The sequence below is a fragment of the Lacrimispora amygdalina genome (assembly GCF_003432035.1).
In the GTDB taxonomy this organism is placed as follows: Bacteria; Bacillota; Clostridia; order Lachnospirales; family Lachnospiraceae; genus Lacrimispora; species Lacrimispora amygdalina.
In genome coordinates this window covers 100,390-120,430 of the sequence record NZ_QOHO01000023.1, presented here as the reverse complement: position 1 = coordinate 120,430, position 20,041 = coordinate 100,390, and the positions used below count along the sequence as shown (strand labels likewise).

Annotated in this window: 18 protein-coding genes; 15 read left to right on the top strand and 3 right to left on the bottom strand. The window is 41.9% G+C overall.

The window, feature by feature from the left end:
• Window positions 1-103 precede the first annotated feature (103 nt).
• Together DS742_RS08265 and DS742_RS08260 are read right to left on the bottom strand one after the other, a co-directional pair.
• Entirely contained in the window at window positions 104-532 is a 429-nt protein-coding gene (locus DS742_RS08265) for a helix-turn-helix domain-containing protein (protein WP_117416515.1), read from the bottom strand.
• Between the two features lie 95 nt (window positions 533-627).
• Entirely contained in the window at window positions 628-1,656 is a 1,029-nt protein-coding gene (locus tag DS742_RS08260; RefSeq protein WP_117416514.1) for a threonine aldolase family protein, read from the bottom strand.
• A gap of 194 nt (window positions 1,657-1,850) precedes the next feature.
• Here DS742_RS08260 and DS742_RS08255 point away from each other — a divergent pair, with 194 nt between their 5' ends.
• The 9 genes from DS742_RS08255 (at window position 1,851) to DS742_RS08215 (ending at window position 11,013) form a co-directional block, all read left to right on the top strand.
• Entirely contained in the window at window positions 1,851-2,330 is a 480-nt protein-coding gene (locus tag DS742_RS08255; protein ID WP_117416513.1) for a LeuD/DmdB family oxidoreductase small subunit, read from the top strand.
• Between the two features lie 2 nt (window positions 2,331-2,332).
• Window positions 2,333-3,574, top strand: a complete 1,242-nt coding sequence (locus DS742_RS08250) for a 3-isopropylmalate dehydratase large subunit (RefSeq protein ID WP_117416512.1) — start codon at window positions 2,333-2,335, stop codon at window positions 3,572-3,574.
• A gap of 21 nt (window positions 3,575-3,595) precedes the next feature.
• On the top strand, window positions 3,596-4,087 hold the full coding sequence (locus DS742_RS08245; protein WP_117416511.1) for a LeuD/DmdB family oxidoreductase small subunit: 492 nt from the start codon (window positions 3,596-3,598) through the stop codon (window positions 4,085-4,087).
• Between the two features lie 10 nt (window positions 4,088-4,097).
• A complete protein-coding gene (locus DS742_RS08240) occupies window positions 4,098-5,366 on the top strand; it encodes a 3-isopropylmalate dehydratase large subunit (protein WP_117416510.1) in 1,269 nt (422 codons plus the stop codon).
• Window positions 5,367-5,460: 94 nt separating this feature from the next.
• The gene (gene uvrB / locus DS742_RS08235) at window positions 5,461-7,446 is read left to right on the top strand and encodes an excinuclease ABC subunit UvrB (RefSeq protein WP_117416509.1); all 1,986 of its coding nucleotides are present in this window, start codon (window positions 5,461-5,463) and stop codon (window positions 7,444-7,446) included.
• A gap of 131 nt (window positions 7,447-7,577) precedes the next feature.
• Window positions 7,578-7,811 carry a FeoA family protein gene (locus DS742_RS08230; protein WP_117416508.1) on the top strand — a complete coding sequence of 78 codons (234 nt, stop codon included), beginning with the start codon at window positions 7,578-7,580 and terminating at the stop codon, window positions 7,809-7,811.
• The gene (feoB, locus tag DS742_RS08225) at window positions 7,804-9,801 is read left to right on the top strand and encodes a ferrous iron transport protein B (RefSeq protein WP_117416507.1); all 1,998 of its coding nucleotides are present in this window, start codon (window positions 7,804-7,806) and stop codon (window positions 9,799-9,801) included. The genes DS742_RS08230 and feoB overlap by 8 nt, the downstream gene beginning before the upstream one ends.
• Window positions 9,802-9,820: 19 nt before the next feature.
• A complete protein-coding gene (locus tag DS742_RS08220) occupies window positions 9,821-10,600 on the top strand; it encodes a threonine/serine exporter family protein (RefSeq protein WP_117416506.1) in 780 nt (259 codons plus the stop codon).
• Complete coding sequence (locus DS742_RS08215; protein ID WP_117416505.1) at window positions 10,594-11,013, top strand: threonine/serine exporter family protein; 420 nt, start codon at window positions 10,594-10,596, stop codon at window positions 11,011-11,013. Before DS742_RS08220 ends, DS742_RS08215 begins: the two co-directional genes overlap by 7 nt.
• Here DS742_RS08215 and DS742_RS08210 read toward each other — a convergent pair.
• Window positions 10,976-11,941, bottom strand: a complete 966-nt coding sequence (locus DS742_RS08210) for a DUF5688 family protein (RefSeq protein ID WP_117416504.1) — start codon at window positions 11,939-11,941, stop codon at window positions 10,976-10,978. The genes DS742_RS08215 and DS742_RS08210 overlap by 38 nt on opposite strands.
• A gap of 270 nt (window positions 11,942-12,211) precedes the next feature.
• Between DS742_RS08210 and DS742_RS08205 the strand changes: the two genes are divergently transcribed.
• From DS742_RS08205 to DS742_RS08180, 6 genes are all read left to right on the top strand, one after another.
• Window positions 12,212-14,530: an efflux RND transporter permease subunit gene (locus tag DS742_RS08205; RefSeq protein ID WP_117416503.1), complete on the top strand. Its 2,319-nt coding sequence runs from the start codon at window positions 12,212-12,214 to the stop codon at window positions 14,528-14,530.
• Entirely contained in the window at window positions 14,520-16,637 is a 2,118-nt protein-coding gene (locus DS742_RS08200; protein WP_117416502.1) for a hypothetical protein, read from the top strand. The genes DS742_RS08205 and DS742_RS08200 overlap by 11 nt, the downstream gene beginning before the upstream one ends.
• 271 nt (window positions 16,638-16,908) lie before the next feature.
• On the top strand, window positions 16,909-17,298 hold the full coding sequence (locus DS742_RS08195; RefSeq protein ID WP_117416501.1) for a hypothetical protein: 390 nt from the start codon (window positions 16,909-16,911) through the stop codon (window positions 17,296-17,298).
• A gap of 202 nt (window positions 17,299-17,500) precedes the next feature.
• Complete coding sequence (locus DS742_RS08190; protein WP_117416500.1) at window positions 17,501-17,716, top strand: helix-turn-helix domain-containing protein; 216 nt, start codon at window positions 17,501-17,503, stop codon at window positions 17,714-17,716.
• A 19-nt stretch (window positions 17,717-17,735) separates the two neighbouring features.
• Window positions 17,736-18,023, top strand: coding sequence for a Nif11-like leader peptide family natural product precursor (locus tag DS742_RS08185; protein WP_117416499.1), 288 nt, complete (start codon window positions 17,736-17,738; stop codon window positions 18,021-18,023).
• A 128-nt stretch (window positions 18,024-18,151) separates the two neighbouring features.
• Complete coding sequence (locus DS742_RS08180) at window positions 18,152-20,032, top strand: YcaO-like family protein (protein ID WP_170313394.1); 1,881 nt, start codon at window positions 18,152-18,154, stop codon at window positions 20,030-20,032.
• The last annotated feature ends 9 nt before the right edge of the window (window positions 20,033-20,041 follow it).

Below are 20,041 nucleotides of genomic sequence, written 5' to 3'. Positions count from 1 at the left end.
TTCAGCTATATACTGTGGGTTTGCTGCTTGCCTTGTACACCCATTATTGGAATACTTAATAGTTGATTTAATATTACCTTTACGGCAAATACGAAGCACACGCTTATCTACAATACTGTACTATTTCTATTCGTTCGTCAAACGTGGTAGTTCTTCCTTTTGTCATGATTGTACCTCCTCCTGTCCCGGAAGATTTAAACTCTTCATGATCATTATACTTCATAATCCAGCTCCTAACAGTAGATCTTGCAGGAATTTTAAATTTTATTGCAAGCTCTTCGTAGGAACCTTCTCCTGAAAGAAAAGATTGAACTACTTTATTTCTGAATTCTGAACTATAGTTTTGGTTGTGACCAGTTCTAATAAAGGCTGATTCTCCAAAGACCTTATAGTTATTTATCCATGCAGACAAAGATTTTTGGTCACAACCATATTTCTTAGCTATACATTTCTGGCTTCCTTTTCCAGCAAGATATTCGCTAACTGCTTGTAGTTTGTTCTGTGGTGATACATTTCTAGGTATAAAAAACACTCCCTTCTAGATAAACAAGTTTTATTATTTCACTTGTCTACCTAGAAGGGAGCATATCAAGCAATCAGATTGCCTGTTTCTTAAGGGCTTTTTCATCACATGGAGCAGGTTTTAAGTACACTTAGAAAGTGTCTGCATTCGTCTTCCCTGGTCGCCCAGGAGGTAACCAGACGAATGACCAGATGTCCGTCAGTTCCTTTTTCCTGAATAGAAAATATAAATTCTTCTTTGAGCTTTTCTATTACACTTTCAGGAAATATGGGAAACAGCTGGTTGGTGAATGAAGGGGAAGCAAAGGAATAGCCGCAGTCATCAATTCCTTTTCTTAAGATATCAGCCATGGCATTGGCATGGGAAGCCAGTTCATAGTAGAGGTTGTCCGTAAACAGCTCCTCAAACTGAATGCCTAAGAGCCAGCCTTTTGCCAGCAGCGCGCCGCGCTGCTTCATCATGAAGCGGAAATCCGGTTTTAAATCCGGATGGCTGATGATCAGGGCTTCGCCGAACAAAGCACCGGCTTTTGTTCCGCCAATATAAAAAACATCGGTTAAAGCAGCGATATCCTTTACCGTTAAGTCGTTTACTGCACTGGTCAGTGCAGATCCCAGGCGGGCGCCGTCTAAAAAGAGATAGAGGTTCTTTTCCAGACACAGGCTGTGGATTTCTTCCAGTTCTGTCTTGGAATACTGGGTTCCGATTTCTGTAGAATTGGAGATATAGACCATTTTGGGCTGGACCATATGTTCGTCTGCATGATGCTGTAACGCCTGAATGATATCATCAGGAGTCAGTTTTCCGTCTTTACCGGGCATAGCCAGAACTTTATGGCCGGTTGCTTCTATTGCACCGGTTTCGTGAACATTAATATGTCCCTGAGCTACACAGATCACCGCCTGCCACGGTTTAAGAGCTGTTCCGATGGTAATTAAATTGGTTTGGGTTCCTCCCACAATAAAATGAACATCAGCGTCCTGGCGCCCGATTTCCTGCCTGATCATCTCTCTGGCATGAGCGCAGTGTCCGTCAATTCCGTAGCCGCCGTTCTGATCCAGATTGGTCCGGGTGACCGCCTCCAGGATCTTTGGATGCGCGCCTTCGCTGTAATCATTATTAAAGCTGTACATAAAATGTCCTCCTGATGATTGATGGTATAAAAAATATGATATACTAAATGTGCCGGATTTACAATGGCGGATGAAACAAATACAGTATAATCTTATGTTATAGTAAATATTCATATCATGTATTATTATTATATAAATGGCTGTGGTAAAATAAAAAAAAGAATATGTATTACTTTAAAGCAGGAGGAAACCTTATGCCGTCAGGTACAATTTTTAAATTTCATAATGATCTTGATACAGATCAGATTATAGGCTCCCAGTATCTTTTATTGCCTGATCTGGAAGAAATGAAAGTACATACATTTGAATCTCTTGATCCTGAGTTTCCAAAGAAAGTAAAAGCGGGAGATTACGTAGTGGGAGGGGAGAATTTTGGCTGCGGTTCATCGAGAGAGCAGGCACCGGGAGTATTAAAGGCTCTGGGGGTGGAAGCGGTGATAGCAAAATCATTTGCCAGAATTTTCTTTCGAAATGCAATTAATATAGGGCTCCCGGTGATTGTCTGCAAAGAACTTCCGGATGAAGTGAGTACCGGAGATGTCATGGAGCTTTCTTTGTCAGAAGGAATTGTAAGGGCTAACAAAAAAGAGTACTCCTGTACAAAGCTTCCTGAATACATGCAGAATATTTTGAATCAGGGCGGCCTGATTGCATCTTTAAATAAGGAGGATTAGGTATGGGAATGACAATCGCAGAGAAAATCATAGCGGCTGCTGCCGGTGTGGATCATGTTAAACCGGGTGATATTCATACTGTTAATTTAGACCGCCTGATGAGCAATGACGGAACAACCCATTTAACGGTTGACATGTATCATAACAAGCTGACAAAACCCCGCATTGCTGATCCAGGCAAACTGGTCTTTATTGTGGATCACAATGTGCCTGCAGACAATCCGAAGACGGCTGCAGCCCAGAAGAAGATGAGAGATTTTGCCAGAGAGCATAAGATTGATTTCTGGGAGGGGAAGGGTGTATGTCATCAGATTATGATGGAAAATTATGTCTGTCCCGGAGAACTGATCTTTGGTGCTGACAGCCATACCTGTACCTACGGTGCGTTAGGTGCTTTCGGCACAGGAGTGGGATGTACAGACTTCCTTTACGGAATGGTTACCGGCACCTCCTGGGTACTGGTCCCGGAATCTGTTAAATTCAATCTGGTCGGAAAGCTTCCTGACGGCGTTTATCCAAGAGATTTAATGCTTACTATCATCGGACAGATCGGAGCCAATGGCTGCAACTATCAGGTGATGGAATTTTGCGGAGAGGGAGCAAAGACGCTGAGTGTCAATGACCGTATGGTTTTATGCAATTTATCGGTTGAGGCAGGGGCCAAGACAGGCATCTTTGAGGCGGATGAAACCGCACTGGAATATCTGGAAGAATGGGGAAGAAAACCAAAGGCTGTATACAAAAGTGATCCTGATGCGGTTTATGCAAGGGAATATACGATTGATTTGTCAACCATAGAACCTGTGATTGCAAGACCGGATTTTGTAGATGATGTGGTTCCTGCAAAAGAGGTTTGCGGAGTAAAAATTGATGAGGCATTTTTAGGCTCCTGCAACAATGGGCGGATTGAAGAACTGAGGATCGGTGCGGGGATTATCAAGGGAAAAAAGGTAGCGGAAAACGTCCGGTTTTTAGTCGTTCCGGCAAGTCTTTTCGTATACAAACAGGCGTTAAAAGAAGGACTCATTGATATCTTCATGGAATCCGGAGCCATAGTGATGAATCCCAACTGCAGCGTCTGCTGGGGAAGCTGCCAGGGGGTAATTGGTGAGAATGAGGTTCTGATCAGTACGGGGACCCGTAATTTTAAAGGAAGGGCAGGTCATCCCAGTTCCAAGGTATACTTAGGTTCTGCTGCCACTGTGACGGCATCAGCGATTGCCGGGGAAATTACGCTTGCATAGCGAAGGGGAAAGGAAATAAGAATGGAGACATTTACAGGAAAAGTCTGGGTTCTGGGAGATGATATCGATACGGACATCATTATCCCCACGGAATATCTGGCGCTTAAAACCATAGAGGAGATGAAGCAGTACGGATTTAGCCCTCTCCGGCCGGAACTGGCAGGCAGGATAAAAGAAGGTGATATCGTTGTAGCTGGAAAAAACTTTGGCTGCGGATCATCAAGAGAGCAGGCGCCTGAGATTATTAAAGCTCTGGGTGTGAAATGTGTAATTGCCAAATCCTTTGCCAGAATATTCTTCCGCAATTCCATTAACAATGGGCTTCTTCTCATTGAACAGCCGGATTTGTATGATGATATGACGGAAGGGGATACCATTAAAGTTACGGTAAATGAGCATGTGGAATATCAGGGCAGATTTTATGAGATCGCATCACTGCCTCAGAACCTGGTAGATATTATAAATGCAGGCGGACTTGTAAAAGCCATGAGAAAACGGAACGGACTGGATTAAGGAGGGGGCAATGGGAAGTACAATCATTGAGAAAATAATAAGGCATAATACAGGTGCGCAAAATGTAAAACCGGGAGATATCGTAACTGTGAAAGCAGACCGGGTGATGATACATGACATTTTCATTCCCTTTGTAGCAGATAAATTTGAGGAGATGGGATTTAAAAAGCTCTGGGATCCGGACAAAGCTGTTTTGATCTATGACCATCTGGTTCCTGCCAGCCAGTTAGATGATACCAGGCATTTCCGGATCGGAGATGCATTTGCAGCAAAATACGGCATGAAGCATGTGCACAGAAGCGATGGAATCTGTCACCAGCTGATGACGGAAGCCGGCTATGTTAAACCGGGAGATGTGGTATTTGGCACAGACAGCCATACTACTACATATGGCTGCGTGGGGGCATTTTCATCGGGAATCGGTTATACGGAGATGGCAAGTATTCTGGGTACCGGCACCATGTGGATCAAAGTGCCGGAGACCATAAAGGTGGTTATTGAAGGCAGACTTCCCGATCATGTGATGTCTAAGGATATTATCCTTCGCCTGATCGGGGATTTAGGTGCTGACGGCGCAACTTATCTGGCTCTTGAATTTACAGGAAGCACCGTGGAGGAGATGTCAGTGGCAAGCCGTATGACCATCGCCAATATGGCTGTTGAAGCAGGTGCAAAATGTGCCCTGTTTACGCCGGATGAGAAAACAGCTGAGTATTGTGAGATACAGCTAAGCGATTACCAGAAGAGTCTCACCGGAGATGAGGATGCGGTATACAAAAGAGTAATCCGGTACAACGCAGAGGATTTTGTTCCAGTCATGGCATGTCCTTCCCAGGTGGATAAAATTAAGCCGGTCAGTGAACTGAAGGGGATTGTGATTGATCAGGTATTCATCGGTTCCTGTACCAACGGCCGTCTGGAGGATCTGGCAGCAGCAGCGGAGGTGTTAAAGGGAAGAAAAGTAGCAGATTATGTAAAGCTTATCATAACACCTGCCAGCCGGAAGGTTTATCAGGAAGCCATGGAACAGGGGATTATGGAGATCCTTTCTGATGCAGGTGCCATAATCACCCATCCGGGGTGCGGTTTATGCTGCGGCAGAACCGGAGGAATATTAAGCGACGGGGAACGGGTAGTGGCTACCAATAACAGGAATTTCCTCGGGAGAATGGGAACTTCCAGGGTGGAAATATATCTGGCTTCACCTAAAACCGCAGCAGCCTGCGCAGTAACCGGCCGGATTGTAAGCTCAGAAGAGGAAGCAGTTTACCAAAAATAAATCAGAACAAATGTTCCTTCCCTGCCTATACTTTTTATCTTTGCTATGTTATAATCTTGGTACGATATTGTCACCAAGGAGGTAAAAAGAACGTATGGAGTTTCAGTTGCATTCAGAATTTGCCCCCACCGGCGATCAGCCCCAGGCTATAGACCAGCTTGTGAGAGGATTTAAGGAGGGCAATCAGTTTCAGACCTTACTGGGAGTTACCGGCTCTGGAAAGACCTTTACCATGGCGAATGTCATACAGGAATTGCAGAAGCCTACATTGATTATTGCTCACAACAAAACTCTTGCTGCACAGCTTTACGGAGAATTCAAGGAGTTCTTTCCGGAGAATGCAGTGGAGTATTTTGTTTCCTATTACGATTATTACCAGCCCGAAGCATACGTACCATCTACCGATACTTACATTGAAAAGGATTCCTCCATCAATGATGAGATCGATAAGCTGCGCCATTCCGCCACTGCGGCATTGTCAGAGCGCAAAGATGTGATTATCGTTGCTTCGGTTTCCTGCATTTATGGACTGGGCAGCCCCATTGATTATCAGGAGATGGTGATATCCTTACGGCCCGGCATGATAAAGGACCGGGATGAAGTGATTCATAAGCTGATCGATATTCAGTATGACCGGAATGATATGGATTTCAGGCGTGGTACGTTTCGCGTCCGGGGTGATGTGGTGGAGATTTTTCCTTCCTATTCCGGCAGCGAAGCTTACCGTGTGGAATTCTTTGGTGATGAGGTTGACCGGATCACGGAAATTGACACACTGACAGGAGAGATCCGGGCAGAACTGGGCCATATTGCGGTATTTCCCGCTTCCCATTATGTTGTTTCCAAAGAGAAGATGGAGCATGCAGCTTCGACGATTCTTGCGGAGCTAAAGGAGCAGGTGGAGTATTTTAAAAGTGAAGACAAGCTTTTAGAGGCCCAGAGAATCTCTGAGCGGACTAATTTTGATGTGGAAATGATGAAAGAGACCGGCTTCTGTTCCGGAATTGAGAATTATTCCAGACATCTGACCGGGGGGAAACCGGGAGAGCCGCCTTACACCTTAATTGATTATTTCCCCGATGATTTTTTAATCATTGTGGACGAGTCCCACATCACTCTGCCCCAGGTGAGAGGAATGTACGCCGGTGACCGTTCAAGAAAAACCACTCTTGTGAATTTTGGATTCCGCCTTCCCTCAGCGCTTGATAACCGGCCATTGAATTTTGAAGAATTCGAATCCAAGATTAACCAGATGATGTTTGTTTCAGCAACTCCTTCTGTTTACGAATCACAGCACGAACTGTTAAGAGTGGAACAGATCATTCGGCCAACCGGACTACTGGATCCTGAGATTGACGTTCGTCCGGTGGAAGGACAGATTGATGATCTGATTGCTGAGGTCAATAAAGAAGTGGAAAAGAAGAATAAGATTCTGATAACCACTTTGACCAAGCGTATGGCAGAGGATCTGACGGATTATATGAGGGAGGTTGGAATCCGGGTAAAGTACCTCCATTCCGATATTGATACTCTGGAACGCTCGGAAATTATCCGTGATATGCGTCTTGATGTTTTCGATGTCCTGGTAGGAATTAACCTTTTAAGGGAAGGTCTTGACATTCCTGAGATTACGCTGGTGGCCATTCTGGATGCGGATAAGGAAGGATTTCTCCGTTCAGAAACTTCTCTCATACAGACCATAGGAAGGGCTGCCAGAAACTCGGAAGGTCACGTGATCATGTATGCAGATAATATGACGGATTCCATGAGAGTGGCAATTGAAGAGACCAACCGGAGAAGAGCGATTCAGGAACGTTATAATGAAGAGCATGGAATTACTCCTACTACCATTAAAAAAGCAGTCCGCGATCTGATTGCCATATCAAAGGCTGCAGCAGCCGATGAAAAGGAATTTAAAAAGGATCCTGAATCCATGGATGCGAAGGAACTGGAGAAGCTCTCAAAGGAATTGACAAAAAAGATGCACCAGGCTGCAGCAGAACTGAATTTCGAAGAGGCAGCGAAGCTGCGTGACCGTATGGTACAGGTGAAAAAGATGCTAAATGACATCAGTCAGTGAAAAATATTTCTAAGGCATGCAGATAATGTTGACAATGATTCTCAACAAGTGTAAAATCTCTATGGATGCAATCCAGGGAGAGGACCCTGGTGCGCCGGTTATGGAACCGGCTGCATTCAGAGGAGATTATTATGAAGCTTCATGAAGGAGATATCGGAAAGACCTACATTGTATACAGTGTTATGGTGAAAGATGCCATTACAAGAAGGCTGGAAGCGTTAGGCGTCAATGAGATGACGCCGGTTACCCTGTTAAATAAAAAGGGAAGCGGCACCGTGATCATAAAGGTCAGGGGGACTCGTCTGGCTCTGGGAAGGAAGATCTCAGAGGGAATCGAGATAAAGGAGGAGACCGGCCATGAATGATGACAGCAGAATGATCCGTGTTGCATTTGTCGGCAATCCAAACTGCGGAAAGACAACCTTATTTAACGCGTTTACCGGTGCAAGGCTGAAAGTGGCAAACTGGCCGGGGGTTACGGTAGAGCGCGTGGAAGGGGAGACCAGCTACAAAGGCCAGTCCATACGGGTGATTGATACACCGGGAATCTACAGTCTGACCAGCTATACAATAGAAGAGATTGTTACGAGAAAGTGTCTGGAAGATGAATCGGTTGATGTGATTATTAACGTTGTGGATGCTTCCTCTCTGGAGCGTAATTTATATTTGACACTTCAGCTTCTGGAACTGAAAAAGCCTGTAATTCTGGCACTTAACATGATGGATATTGTGGAAGACAGAGGCATGGAGATTGATCTTCACCGACTGCCGGAGATGCTTGGGAATATTCCTGTAGTACCGGTATCTGCAAGGAAACGGACCGGTCTTGATGTGCTTATGCATGCAGTTGTTCATCATTATGAGGAAGGGCCCCAGGGTGTTGTGGTTACGTACTCGCCCCGGATTGAGAATAAGATATCCAAAGTGGAAACAGTGCTGAAAGCCCATTATGGAAAGCTTAGGAATCTAAGGTGGCATGCGATCAAGTTTCTGGAATATGATGAAGAGGTTGCAAATGATCATCCGGTTGATTTAAGCAATATTATTGACCATAATTATGAAAAAGAGATTATTAATGAGAAATATGATTATATAGAAGGGGTTATTCATGAGTGTCTCGTAAATAAAGAACAGAAGGCGGCAATGACGGATAAGATAGATGCTTATTTAACCCATCCGTTCTGGGGAGTTCCTCTGTTTCTTGGTATTATGGCCATGGTGTTTTTTCTGACGTTTACAGTGGGAGATTTCTTAAAGGGATATTTTGAGATTGCCCTGGACCATTTATCTACGTTTATGTTTCAGCTGATGACAGGGATCCATGCGGCTGACTGGATCACTTCTCTGGTAGTTGATGGAATTGTTGCAGGTGTAGGAGGAATCCTCACGTTTCTGCCTAATATTTTTATTCTGTTTCTCGCACTGGCTTTTTTGGAAGACAGCGGTTATATGGCGAGAGTTGCTTATGTTATGAATGAAATTATGGGGAGAGTGGGACTTTCCGGTAAAGCGTTTCTTCCCATGCTTTTAGGGTTTGGCTGTACGGTGCCGGCTGTAATGGCAGCAAGAGCGCTGCCCAGTGAAAGGGACAGGCGAAGGACAATACTCATTACACCTTTTATGTCCTGCTCTGCCAGACTTCCCATTTACGTCTTATTTTCGGAGATGTTTTTTCCGGAACACGCGCTGATTGCAGCTTATTCTTTGTATTTAATCGGACTTCTGGTTGCAATTATAATTGCTCATGTGACTCATAAGATAATAAAATCACAGGAAGAGGATACACTTTTAATTGAATTGCCGGAATATAAGACACCCAATGCAAGAACCGTTGCCATCTATGTGTGGGATAAGGTTAAGGATTACCTCGGGAAAGCGGGTACTACCATATTTTTGGCTTCCATCGTGCTCTGGTTTGTACTAAATACCGGATTAAACGGATTTGTCACGGATGTTTCACAAAGCTTCGCAGCGATGATCGGCAGAGTTTTAATTCCGGTTCTTACTCCTGCAGGGCTTGGAGACTGGAGAATAGCTGTTGCGCTTATCTCAGGGCTATCCGCAAAGGAAGTGGTTGTTTCCAGCTTTTCCGTATTATTTGGAATCAGCAATATTAATTCGGCAGCAGGAATGGGTGAATTGTCCGGATTACTGGGAAGTGTGGGGTTTGGCGGTGTGAATGCATATGCACTGATGATTTTCTGCCTTCTTTATTCCCCGTGTATTGCAGCAGTTGCTACCATAAAGAAAGAAACCGGATCACTGAGATGGACTCTTGGAATGGTGTTTTTTCAGCTGGCAGTTGCCTGGATATTTGCTGTTATGGTGTACCAGATTGGAAGCTTGATTTTTTAATTGGATAGAGGATAAACCGATGAATGATAAACTGCTTGTGGAAACTGCAGTTCTGGCAGGTGAGATTATGTTGATAAGTGGTGCGGAAATCTTTCGCGTGGAAGATACCATTGACCACATTTTGAGAAAAGCAGGCCGGGATACGGCAGAAGCGATTGTTTTTTCCACAGGCATTTTTGCGTCCTTAAATGATCCCTCAATTGAGGCTATTACGGTGGCAAGAAGGGTGAATGTAAGAAGTACCAATTTAAACAGGGTTTATCTGGTAAATGATGTATCCAGAAAGCTCTGCGCTGGTCTTATGACAGTGGAAGAGGCATATGGCAGGCTGAAAGAGATCCGGGGAACAGTGCAGTTTCATAAAAGGCTTAAGGATATGGGCTTTATGGGAGTAGCTGTATTTTTCACACTCCTTCTTGGCGGAAACGCAAGAGACTGTCTGGCAGCTGCTATAACCGGAGCCGTGTTAGCGGGGGCTATGGAAGCATCTGTAAGGGTTCGCTTAAATGATTTCTGTGCCAATGCGTTCTGCGCTTTTCTTATTGCCTTAACAACACTTTTTCTTGAACGGTGGGCATTGCCCGGTATAAAAAGTGATATTATTATAATCGGTGCCATTATGCCGCTGGTGCCGGGAGTGATCTTTACGACAGCAATCCGCGATACGTTAAACGGTGATTATGCATCGGGTACAGCAAGAATTGTGGAAGCGGTGGTGGTTGCTCTGGCGGTAGCGGCCGGAGTGGGAGCTGGTATGGGATTGTATCAATGGCTGACCGGAGGTAACCTGATATGGTGATTCAGACAGTTGGAGCATTTTTTGCAGTGATCAGTTTTTCCCTGATACTGGAGCTTCCCAAAAAGTATCTGGCTTTATCAGGCGCAATCGGAGCCGTGGGCTGGCTGGTGTACCTTCTTGTACAGGCCGCAGCCGGTTCGGTCATAGCTGCGGCCTTTTTATCTACTCTATTGGTGGCGCTGTTCAGTCATATTGCAGCCAGGGTATGTAAAGCACCGGTCACCGTGTTTTTGGTTGCCGGGATTCTTCCTTCGGTGCCCGGTGCGTCCATTTACCGAAGCGTATCCTATGTAATCAGCAATGATCCGGTGCTTTCCAGCCATTATCTGGTGGAGACGCTGCAGATTTCAGGTGCCATTGCCATGGCAATTTTTATTATGGATTCATTGTTCCGATTGGGAAAGAAGAAGTAAAAGCAATGGACAGATGATTCTGTGATTTGGAATAATGATAGATATGATTGGAGAGACGGTCTTCCTTTGCAACCTCTTCCTGGTTGATGGAGAAGACGGTTTGTGCCAGTTCCTCATAGGATATCTGGCTGCTGTATGGGATCATTAAGACTTCGTGAATGCTGGAGGGCAGAATAATTAAATCGCCGTCTGTGCGTTCTGCGAAGTCTTTTAATATGCCTTCATAGAACATGCAGGCTGCTCCATGGGCACCAAAGGTGTTGGTGAGGACATACATGGGAGGGGACAAAGGCGAGGGTTCAAACAACCCGGCCCAGTCCTCTTCTTTTATTTCTGTGTCGGAAGCCTTCATGGTGATCTCCTTTATCACATCCATAAGAGAACTGATTCGGGCGGGAAATAAGCGGGGAGTGTTAGTTTTGGCAGCCAGGTATAAATCTTCGGTGGATAAGTTCCATAATTTCTGATGGGAATTGTGGATAAGAGCTGTAAGAAGCTGATCGTCACTTTTGTTCAGAGACAGGCAGAAGATCAGTGATAAATCCAGATCTGGATAAGATAAGTGGGGGAGATCCAAAAGAAGAGAGCGATTGGCGGATTCATTGATGAGGCGGAAAATGATCCGGTCTGTTAATGGAATTTCTGAGTGGAGTTCTTCTATAAAACTATCCTCCGGTAAATGATGAGTCCTGTATAATTCTATAATCTCATCCAGAATTTGCGGCAGGGGTTTTCCTTTTTGGTATGTATCATAGAAAGTCTGAAGATAAATAGCTGGAGCCGTGTGTTCCTGTGCTTTTCCGATACAGATGCCGTCAAGAGTAAGTCCGTTGTTCTTTGTAACTGTCTGAAGAGACAGGCAGTAGCCAGAGCCTAAGCGTTCTTCCAGTGATTCCTTTACTGCTTTTTGAAATTGTTCGTATACCATGTGTATACCTCCTTAGATTTGATTTATGTAAATCGCCTGATGCGATATACAGCAGTTGAAAAATGGGAATTAAAAATGATGAATAGAAATTGCAGACAGGTAAGCAATAAAATTAAATCCATTATACCCTAAGTGATAAAAAATGACAATATGTTTAGACATATTTGGAATTTTGTCGAAAAATCATTCAACTTAAACAGATTGTATAATTACAAAACTAGAAATTGGTATTATTGTATACACTGAAAAGACGAAAAAAGGGTGAGGACAGTGAAAACAAAAGAAAAAAACAAGCAGATTCATGAAAGCAGGCCGAAAAAAAGACATTCAGGGCTCATCGAGCTGATTGTTAAGAACGGCAGACGAATAGAAAAGTTCTTTGCACTGGCAGTGATTATATCTGCTGTCTGCGCCTGCTTTGTTCACGTCAATTATGATTTAAGCGAATACCTTCCGGACTGGGCTCCTGCTAAAAAAGGACTTAATGTTATGGAAGAAGAATTTGGTTATCCTGGTACGGCAAGGGTGATGGTTGGACCGGTTACGCTGTACGAAGCGAAGGCCTACAAAGACCGGATTGCAGCGATAGACGGCGTGGATATGGTGATGTGGGCTGATACCACCACCGATGTTTATAAAGCGAATATTTTTATTAATTACGATGATATCCAGGACTACTATAAAGACAATTATGCTGTGATGGATATCATATTTAAGAAAGGCGATTCCAGCAGTCTTACGAAATCGGCCATCAGCCAGATGCAGAAGATGACAGGTGACAAAGGCTATTTTATGGGATCTGCAGTTCAGAATAAATCATTAAATGAAACTCTTACCAGGGAGATCAGCATTGCCATGGCGATGGGAGTAATCATGATTGCACTGGTCTTGTGTGCAACAACGACCTCATGGTTTGAGCCATTTCTCTTTTTGATGATTATGGGTATCGCAATTATCATTAATATGGGAACCAACCTGGTTATAGGCACGATTTCATTTATTACGTTCAGCGTGGCAGCGATTTTACAGCTGGCAGTAGCTATGGATTATTCAGTTTTCCTTCTGGACAGTTTTACAAAGGAGCGGGAAAAAGGGGATGATCCGGTGACTGCGATTACCAATGCACTTCACAAATCCATTCCCTCTATTCTTGCAAGCGGAGCAACAACAATTATCGGTTTCCTGGTTCTGATGCTGATGCGTTTCTCCATTGGACGGGATTTGGGATTTGTACTTGCAAAGGGAATTGTTATCAGCCTTATAACCGTGCTGTTTTTAATGCCATCTCTTTTGCTTCGCTGGGGAGACAGAATTAAAAAGACAGAGCACCGTTCTTTTATGCCGTCGTTCCATGGACTAGGTATTCTTGTACATAAAGTGCGTTATGGCGTTCTGACTGCAATAGCACTTCTTATAATACCGGCTTTCGTAGCCCAGAATATGAATGCATTTACGTTCGGTAACGGCGCACTTGGATCCAGTCCCGGTACCAGGGTATACCATGATGAGCAGCAGATTAACAGCCGTTTTGGAAAGAGTAATTTAATCCTTGCAGTGGTACCCAATACCAAAATGGTAACGGAAAAGAATTTAACGGATGAACTGAAGGATCTCGACTATGTAAGATCTGCCACATCTTTGGCAGGCACCTTACCAGATGGAATTCCGGAAACGATCATACCAAAAAGCATCACCAGCCTGATGCACACAAAAGATTACAGCAGAATCATGATCTATGTAAAATCTTCCGATGAAAGTGATTTTGCATTCCAGTGTTCGGATGAGATCAGTTCCATCGTAAATAAGTATTATCCGGAAGGAGCTTATATAACAGGGGTAATCCCATCTACCCAGAATATCAAGTCAATCATCACAGAAGATTATAACTTTGTAAATATTCTTTCCATATTGGGAGTAGGGCTGGTGGTTATGATTACATTCCGGTCACTGATTATACCTGTTATTGTTTTGATTCCCATAGAAGTAGCCGTATTTTTCAACTTTGCAATTCCTTATTTTACAGGAGAGGATATTTTGTATCTGGGATATATTATCGTCAGCTGCCTTCAGCTGGGAGCAACGGTGGATTATTCCATTCTGATGACTAATAATTATATGGATATGAAGAAAAAGTATCCGGAAAAGGCAAGAGCGATTAAGCACACCGTATCCAAAAGTGCGCTTTCCATTCTGACTTCAGGAACGATTTTAACCATCGTAGGGTACGGTTTATATTTTATCTCTTCGGTATCCGCGATCGCAGGTCTTGGGCATTTAATTGGCCGGGGAGCTTTTATCAGTGTAATCATGGTATTGTTTTTGTTACCAGTTCTTCTGACAATGGCAGATCCTGTGTTAATGTGGGAGGAAGGAAAGAGGCAGAAGATTGTTGCTGCCCATTTAGCTGTTATTGAAAAGAAAAAAGCATTCAAAGCGGACCGGATACAAAAGAAGAAAGAAAAGTCGGAACAGAAGAAAGAACAGTTGGAACAGAAGAAGGCAAAATCCGGTGAAAAAGAGAGTAGGCAGGATAGAAAGACAGAAGATAAGAAGCAGGAAAAGGAGGAAGTGAAAAGCAATGAAGAGTAAATGGAGCACAGCTTACCGGCTGACGGCAGCAGCATTAATCACTTCAATGATCTGTATAAATATGGCGGGAAATAGTTACGCTGGTCCGCCAGCCGTTTCCACTGATGAAACTCTGTATGTAAATCTGGATTATTACGGAAAAGAAACAAACAGCAGTGTGGTAAAAGGAGTAACTCTAAACGGAATTCGTACCTTTTCTGATTATGGAACTTATAACGATATTACCAATATGTCAAATTACGCCAAGCCTGTAATTGACGGAGACACAGTGATCTGGCAGCTTCCAGAGGATGCCAAGGACCGCTTCTATTATGAATGTCAGTTAAATAACGGCGAAGTAGTTCTTCCCTGGGATTTTGATATTTCTTATAAATTAAACGGTGTGCCAAAAGAAGCCCAGGACCTGCTGCATGCGGATGGGCTTGTAGAGATAGATGTAGACTGCATTCCCAATAAGAATGCCAATGTGTATTATCAAAACAACATGCTTTTACAGGTTGCAACTATGGTAGATATGGAAGATGTTAATTCTGTTGAAGCGCCCGGAGCGCAGATCCAGTCCATTGGTACCTATAAAGCTGTTCTGTTTGCGGCAGTACCAGGTCAGAAAAAGACATTTCACATTGAAATAAGTTCCCATGATTTTGAATCCAGCGGGATTATTATGATGATGGTTCCGGGAACTCTGGATCAGATCAGTGATATTGCCGATGTGAAAGAAGCAAAGGATACATTTAAGGATTCCGCAGATGAATTGTTGGATGGTATGAATGAAATGCTTGATACGCTGCACAACATCAGTGATGGTATGAATGTTACAAAAAAAGGTCTTAGCCAGCTGCAGGGTGCAAGAGAAAATTTTGATGCATCAAAAGACGAGATTATTTCCAATACAGATGCAAGTATAGATGGCCTGGAGGCTGCAAATCAGAAGATCAGCCAGCTTGCGCCGGACATTAAGGCTAATAAACAGGGACTTGATGATGTGAATAACAAAGTGAATACTCTGGTGGAGACACTTCAGGATTCCGGAGAAGACTTCTATAATTTATCTTCATCATTAAGAGATTTAAAAGATTCCCTGGGTGATCTGCAAAACGGTCTGGAGGAATCTGATGCGAACCAGATCACAGAAGAAATCAAAGATATTGAACAGCAGCTGGATGGAATTCAGGCTGTTTTAAAAAAGCTTGGTTCAACAGCGTCTCCATCCCAGGCGTTAAGTGAGGATGATTTAAAAAAGCAGGCAGAGAGTATGCAGCAGCTTATGAGTGATATGAATGATGTATTAGATGACCTGGAATTTTCATTGGGTGCAGATGCGGTAGCAAAGCTGCGCGCCCAGCTGCAATCGGTCGCAGCCGCCGGAATAAGCGATCCCAATGCTGCTACGCTGGTACAGACAGCAGCTGTTTTATCCAAAATCTTAAACTCCATGAACAACATTTTATCCAGTGTACGATATACAATATCCGGAATTGATGTGGAAGGCGGAGTTAAGGACAGCAAGGCAGTTGTCAGCAAGCTTGCTTCCATTTCATATGATATTGATACTACAATCGGAGATGTGGTCAGCTTAAATAAAACAAAAAATGACAATAAAGCGGCCTTTGATTTAATGCTTGATGATACTGCGGCTTCTGTAGAGCAGATCAGTTCGTCCACCAATCAGGTAATTTCCCTGTTTCGGAGTGTTCAAAATACCATAAAAAACAACCGGGGTTCAGTAGAAGGCGGCACGAAGGATACCTTAAACGGATTGATTGATATTCTGGGTAAGGCGGCGGATACCTCAACTACCACAGGGAAACTGAAAGGGGCGAATGAGAGCATCAGGGACAGTATGGATGAGAAGCTGGATAAGATTGCAGATGACAGTAATCTTCTGGAAATGAACTTAGATGATAAAATGGTATCCTTTACATCGGATAAGAATCCAACTCCTTCCAGTATTCAGATAATCTTAAGATCAGAGGAAATATCGGAAGATGATGTGAATGATAATGCAGTTGATATTGAACCTGCTGCTGTGGATGTGGGAGTATGGCAGCGAGTGAAGAATGTGTTTGCAAAGATCTGGAATGCAGTTACGGGGATTTTTAGTTAAGAAAACAGATGGAATTGTTTAATGAGACGGGTGAAGATATGTCTGGTTAATCTTCACCTGTTTTTTTGTTTAGAAAGAAGAAAGATTAAAATAAACATTATTATTTAGTTATGTTTTCCAAACGATACATATTATCATTTGCACTTAAAAAATAGACAGAATGACTTATTTTATCACATATATCTGTTATTTTAAGGTAATATATGGTATAATTTAATCAGATATCCATTGAACCATAGCTTGATTATGATTTGATCCTGGGGGAAACTATATGACAAATATTGTTGGGATTACAGTTTATGGAGTTTTGTATTTAGTGGTTATGCTTCTGCTTTTTGTTTTATTCTTTCTTGGACGGGACTGGCTGATGCTCACCGGACTGTCCGGTTTTTTACTCATGGGACTCATTTTGTCCATAACCGTAACCAGATATAATTATATCGATATGATACATAATAAAAATATGGTTGAGGTCAGCAGAACAGAACGTATTCCCGAGGTTGTTAAAGTAGGTAATTTATACAGGAGCAACTGGAAAACGGTTCAGATTGCATATGGTTTATCTGGAAATGAAAAGGAGTATTACTCTGTAATGAGAAGCAGGAACGGACTGTTTGTTATTGAGGGAGGGATATTGCATATGAGAAATAATAATCGTTAAAATTATTTTTAATCAATAAAGAAGACAGGGATATTCATTTCGGTACGCTGCCCCATATAGGACATTTATATAAAGTCCTATATGGGGCTTTTTATTTGCCTGAATAGAGAAAAGAAAAATAAAAAAAATGCGAATCTCTTACATATATGTAGCTTATATAAATATAAAAGTGATTTTATAATGTAAGCGAGGTGGAAAAACAATGATATCAACAGACCCGTTTTGGAAATTAATGAACGAGAGAAAAATAAGTTCTTATATGCTGGAAGAGGAGTACGATTTAAATCCTGCTGAGATTTCTAGACTGAAAAACAATCATAATTTTACGTTAAGTTCTATTGATCGCTTTTGTCAGATTTTTCAATGCGATGTGAAAGATATCATTGCTTATACACCAACAATGAAGAGCAACCAATAAATATTAGAAAGGAGACTATATGACAACAAGAGAGTTTATTAAAAAGCTGGAAAATGGAGAATTAAGAAATAAATTGGTAAATGTTAAAAAACCCGAAGAGGCTTACAAAATTGCACGTAATGAGGGTGTGACAGATTCTTCCGAAGAATTTGTAAAAACAATGAAAGAGTTCAACAGTGCTGTAAACAACATCAGCGAAAAAGAACTCAACAATGTTTTATTGGGAGCAAGTACAAGTGAAATTGTCTCTGCCGTTTCAACTTATACTGGTGCAGCAGCAGCAGCTGCTTCCGCAGCGGCTATTTAAAACGAGGTTACCACCGGTAATTAATTTAATGGAACTAATTGCTTGATATGTTTATTGGTTGCTCAGATTAAGTAATACTTCGAATTATGTATATATACGCTGATAATGCAGCTGAATGTGAGGGTGCCATGGAAAAAAATCTAAATAAGATGATATATTGGAATGAAAAAGGAAAGGATGCACTTCCAAAAGATACTGTCATCCAAGTAAAAAAATGTCTAAACCAGGTAAATATTGAAACAGAAACATATTTTTGGGAAAATGATTTACCTGATTGTTATTCGGCCAGAGTATACGTTAAGGGAAAACTTAAAGATGTAATTGCTGCTAATGGTAAAGGAACAACAAAAGATTATTGTCTGGCAAGTGGTTACGCTGAATTAATGGAACGAATTCAGAATCAGATTTTTATGTATCAGATTCATGAAAATGATATACAATCTCCATATATTTCAGAAGAAATACCAAAGCATTCTTTATGTAAAAAAATTTCTTTAGACGTTTTTCTGAAAGATGAGAACTCCTTATTAAATCGAATTATAAGTTATTATGAAGAAAGTATGGAAGTAGATACCAATGAATTTAATATGAGACAGCTGGTATTAGCCCAATTGAGAAAGCTTTTTCCTCTTTGGGAAAAGAACGAAGTTTTTTCAGTCCCTTTTTATCATGTACAGTCCGGACAATATGAATGGATCCCTTTGGAAATGGTTAAAAGCGTGAACGTAAGCAATGGGATGGCAGCTGGTAATACAATAGAAGAGGCAATTGTTCAGGGGTATTCAGAAATATTAGAGAGATATGTTCAGCGTAAAATAATGATGGAATGCATTACCCCGCCTGATATACCGAACGATGAACTTAAAAAATACCAGAATGTATTAAACATGATTGATGCCATTGAAAAAAATGAGAATTACAAAGTAATTGTTAAAGATTGCTCATTAGGAAAAAATTTCCCTGTTGTATGCGGAATTGTAATAAATGGCAGCAAAAAAACTTTTGGAGTAAAGTTTGGAGCCCATCCTGACAGAAAAATAGCATTGGAAAGAGTATTTACAGAGGCATTACAGGGGAAGAAGCTGGATGAGTTCTCTATGACAAACCAGATTTCTTTTGATCAAAAAAATGTGTGCAATCATCAAAATATGCTTAATACAATGAAAACAGGAACGGGATACTATCCAGTTTCTTTATTTAGGGAAAAACCAGATTATGAATACAGGTCATTGGAATGTAACGATAAACAATCAAACAGAGAGTGGCTTGACAGATTAACCGGTCTGATTGTAAATGAAGGATCTCAAATATATGTTATGGATGTATCATATCTGGGTTTCCCAAGTGTTTTTATATTTGCAGAGGGAATGAGTGAACTCATTCCTTACAATTACACTGTCTTAAAAACAAATGCACAAAAAATGGAATCAGTCTCTTTTCTATGTAATGTTGAAAATATGAATGAGAATAAAGTAAAAAAACTGCTGCTGACCACACGATTGCAGCGCAACTCAGTTTTGGAGAATACCATAGGAGTCTTATGTCAGACCCCATTTTCCAATTCAATCCATGGCGGAAATGATACCATAGGTTTTTTAAGTGCGGTATGTCAGTATTATCTGAAAAATGATAAAGAAGCTATAAAAGAGGTTCAAAAATGCATGAGCAGAAATGCTGACAAATCCGATGAATACCAATATTTATCTGTACTGCACAAGACTTTATGCGGATTAGTGGAAGGATACGGAATGAAAGAGATAGAAGAAATACTAAATTCTCTGTATGATAATAAAATTGTTCAGATGGTTCAAGAGGATTTTGGTGTGCGGGATGAAGTGTTTTTAAAACTGTATCCAAAGTGCAGGCAATTTCAATGTGAAGAATGTGAGCAGACAACATGTTTGTATCCTGAGCTTCGTATTTTTTATGGGAATTTATACAATAAGTTTCTTAATAGTGATGTAATGACTAAAAAATTACATCTGATATATGGAAATTACAATAAATGAGGGAATGTG

Bases quoted from the DNA above. Each gene is read 5' to 3' on its own strand.
- DS742_RS08260 (WP_117416514.1), bottom strand. From the start codon at position 1,656: ATGTACAGCTTTAATAATGATTACAGCGAAGGCGCGCATCCAAAGATC.
- DS742_RS08255 (WP_117416513.1), top strand. From the start codon at position 1,851: ATGCCGTCAGGTACAATTTTTAAATTTCATAATGATCTTGATACAGAT.
- DS742_RS08250 (WP_117416512.1), top strand. From the start codon at position 2,333: ATGGGAATGACAATCGCAGAGAAAATCATAGCGGCTGCTGCCGGTGTG.
- DS742_RS08245 (WP_117416511.1), top strand. From the start codon at position 3,596: ATGGAGACATTTACAGGAAAAGTCTGGGTTCTGGGAGATGATATCGAT.
- DS742_RS08240 (WP_117416510.1), top strand. From the start codon at position 4,098: ATGGGAAGTACAATCATTGAGAAAATAATAAGGCATAATACAGGTGCG.
- uvrB (WP_117416509.1), top strand. From the start codon at position 5,461: ATGGAGTTTCAGTTGCATTCAGAATTTGCCCCCACCGGCGATCAGCCC.
- DS742_RS08230 (WP_117416508.1), top strand. From the start codon at position 7,578: ATGAAGCTTCATGAAGGAGATATCGGAAAGACCTACATTGTATACAGT.
- feoB (WP_117416507.1), top strand. From the start codon at position 7,804: ATGAATGATGACAGCAGAATGATCCGTGTTGCATTTGTCGGCAATCCA.
- DS742_RS08220 (WP_117416506.1), top strand. From the start codon at position 9,821: ATGAATGATAAACTGCTTGTGGAAACTGCAGTTCTGGCAGGTGAGATT.
- DS742_RS08215 (WP_117416505.1), top strand. From the start codon at position 10,594: ATGGTGATTCAGACAGTTGGAGCATTTTTTGCAGTGATCAGTTTTTCC.
- DS742_RS08210 (WP_117416504.1), bottom strand. From the start codon at position 11,941: ATGGTATACGAACAATTTCAAAAAGCAGTAAAGGAATCACTGGAAGAA.
- DS742_RS08200 (WP_117416502.1), top strand. From the start codon at position 14,520: ATGAAGAGTAAATGGAGCACAGCTTACCGGCTGACGGCAGCAGCATTA.
- DS742_RS08195 (WP_117416501.1), top strand. From the start codon at position 16,909: ATGACAAATATTGTTGGGATTACAGTTTATGGAGTTTTGTATTTAGTG.
- DS742_RS08190 (WP_117416500.1), top strand. From the start codon at position 17,501: ATGATATCAACAGACCCGTTTTGGAAATTAATGAACGAGAGAAAAATA.
- DS742_RS08185 (WP_117416499.1), top strand. From the start codon at position 17,736: ATGACAACAAGAGAGTTTATTAAAAAGCTGGAAAATGGAGAATTAAGA.
- DS742_RS08180 (WP_170313394.1), top strand. From the start codon at position 18,152: ATGGAAAAAAATCTAAATAAGATGATATATTGGAATGAAAAAGGAAAG.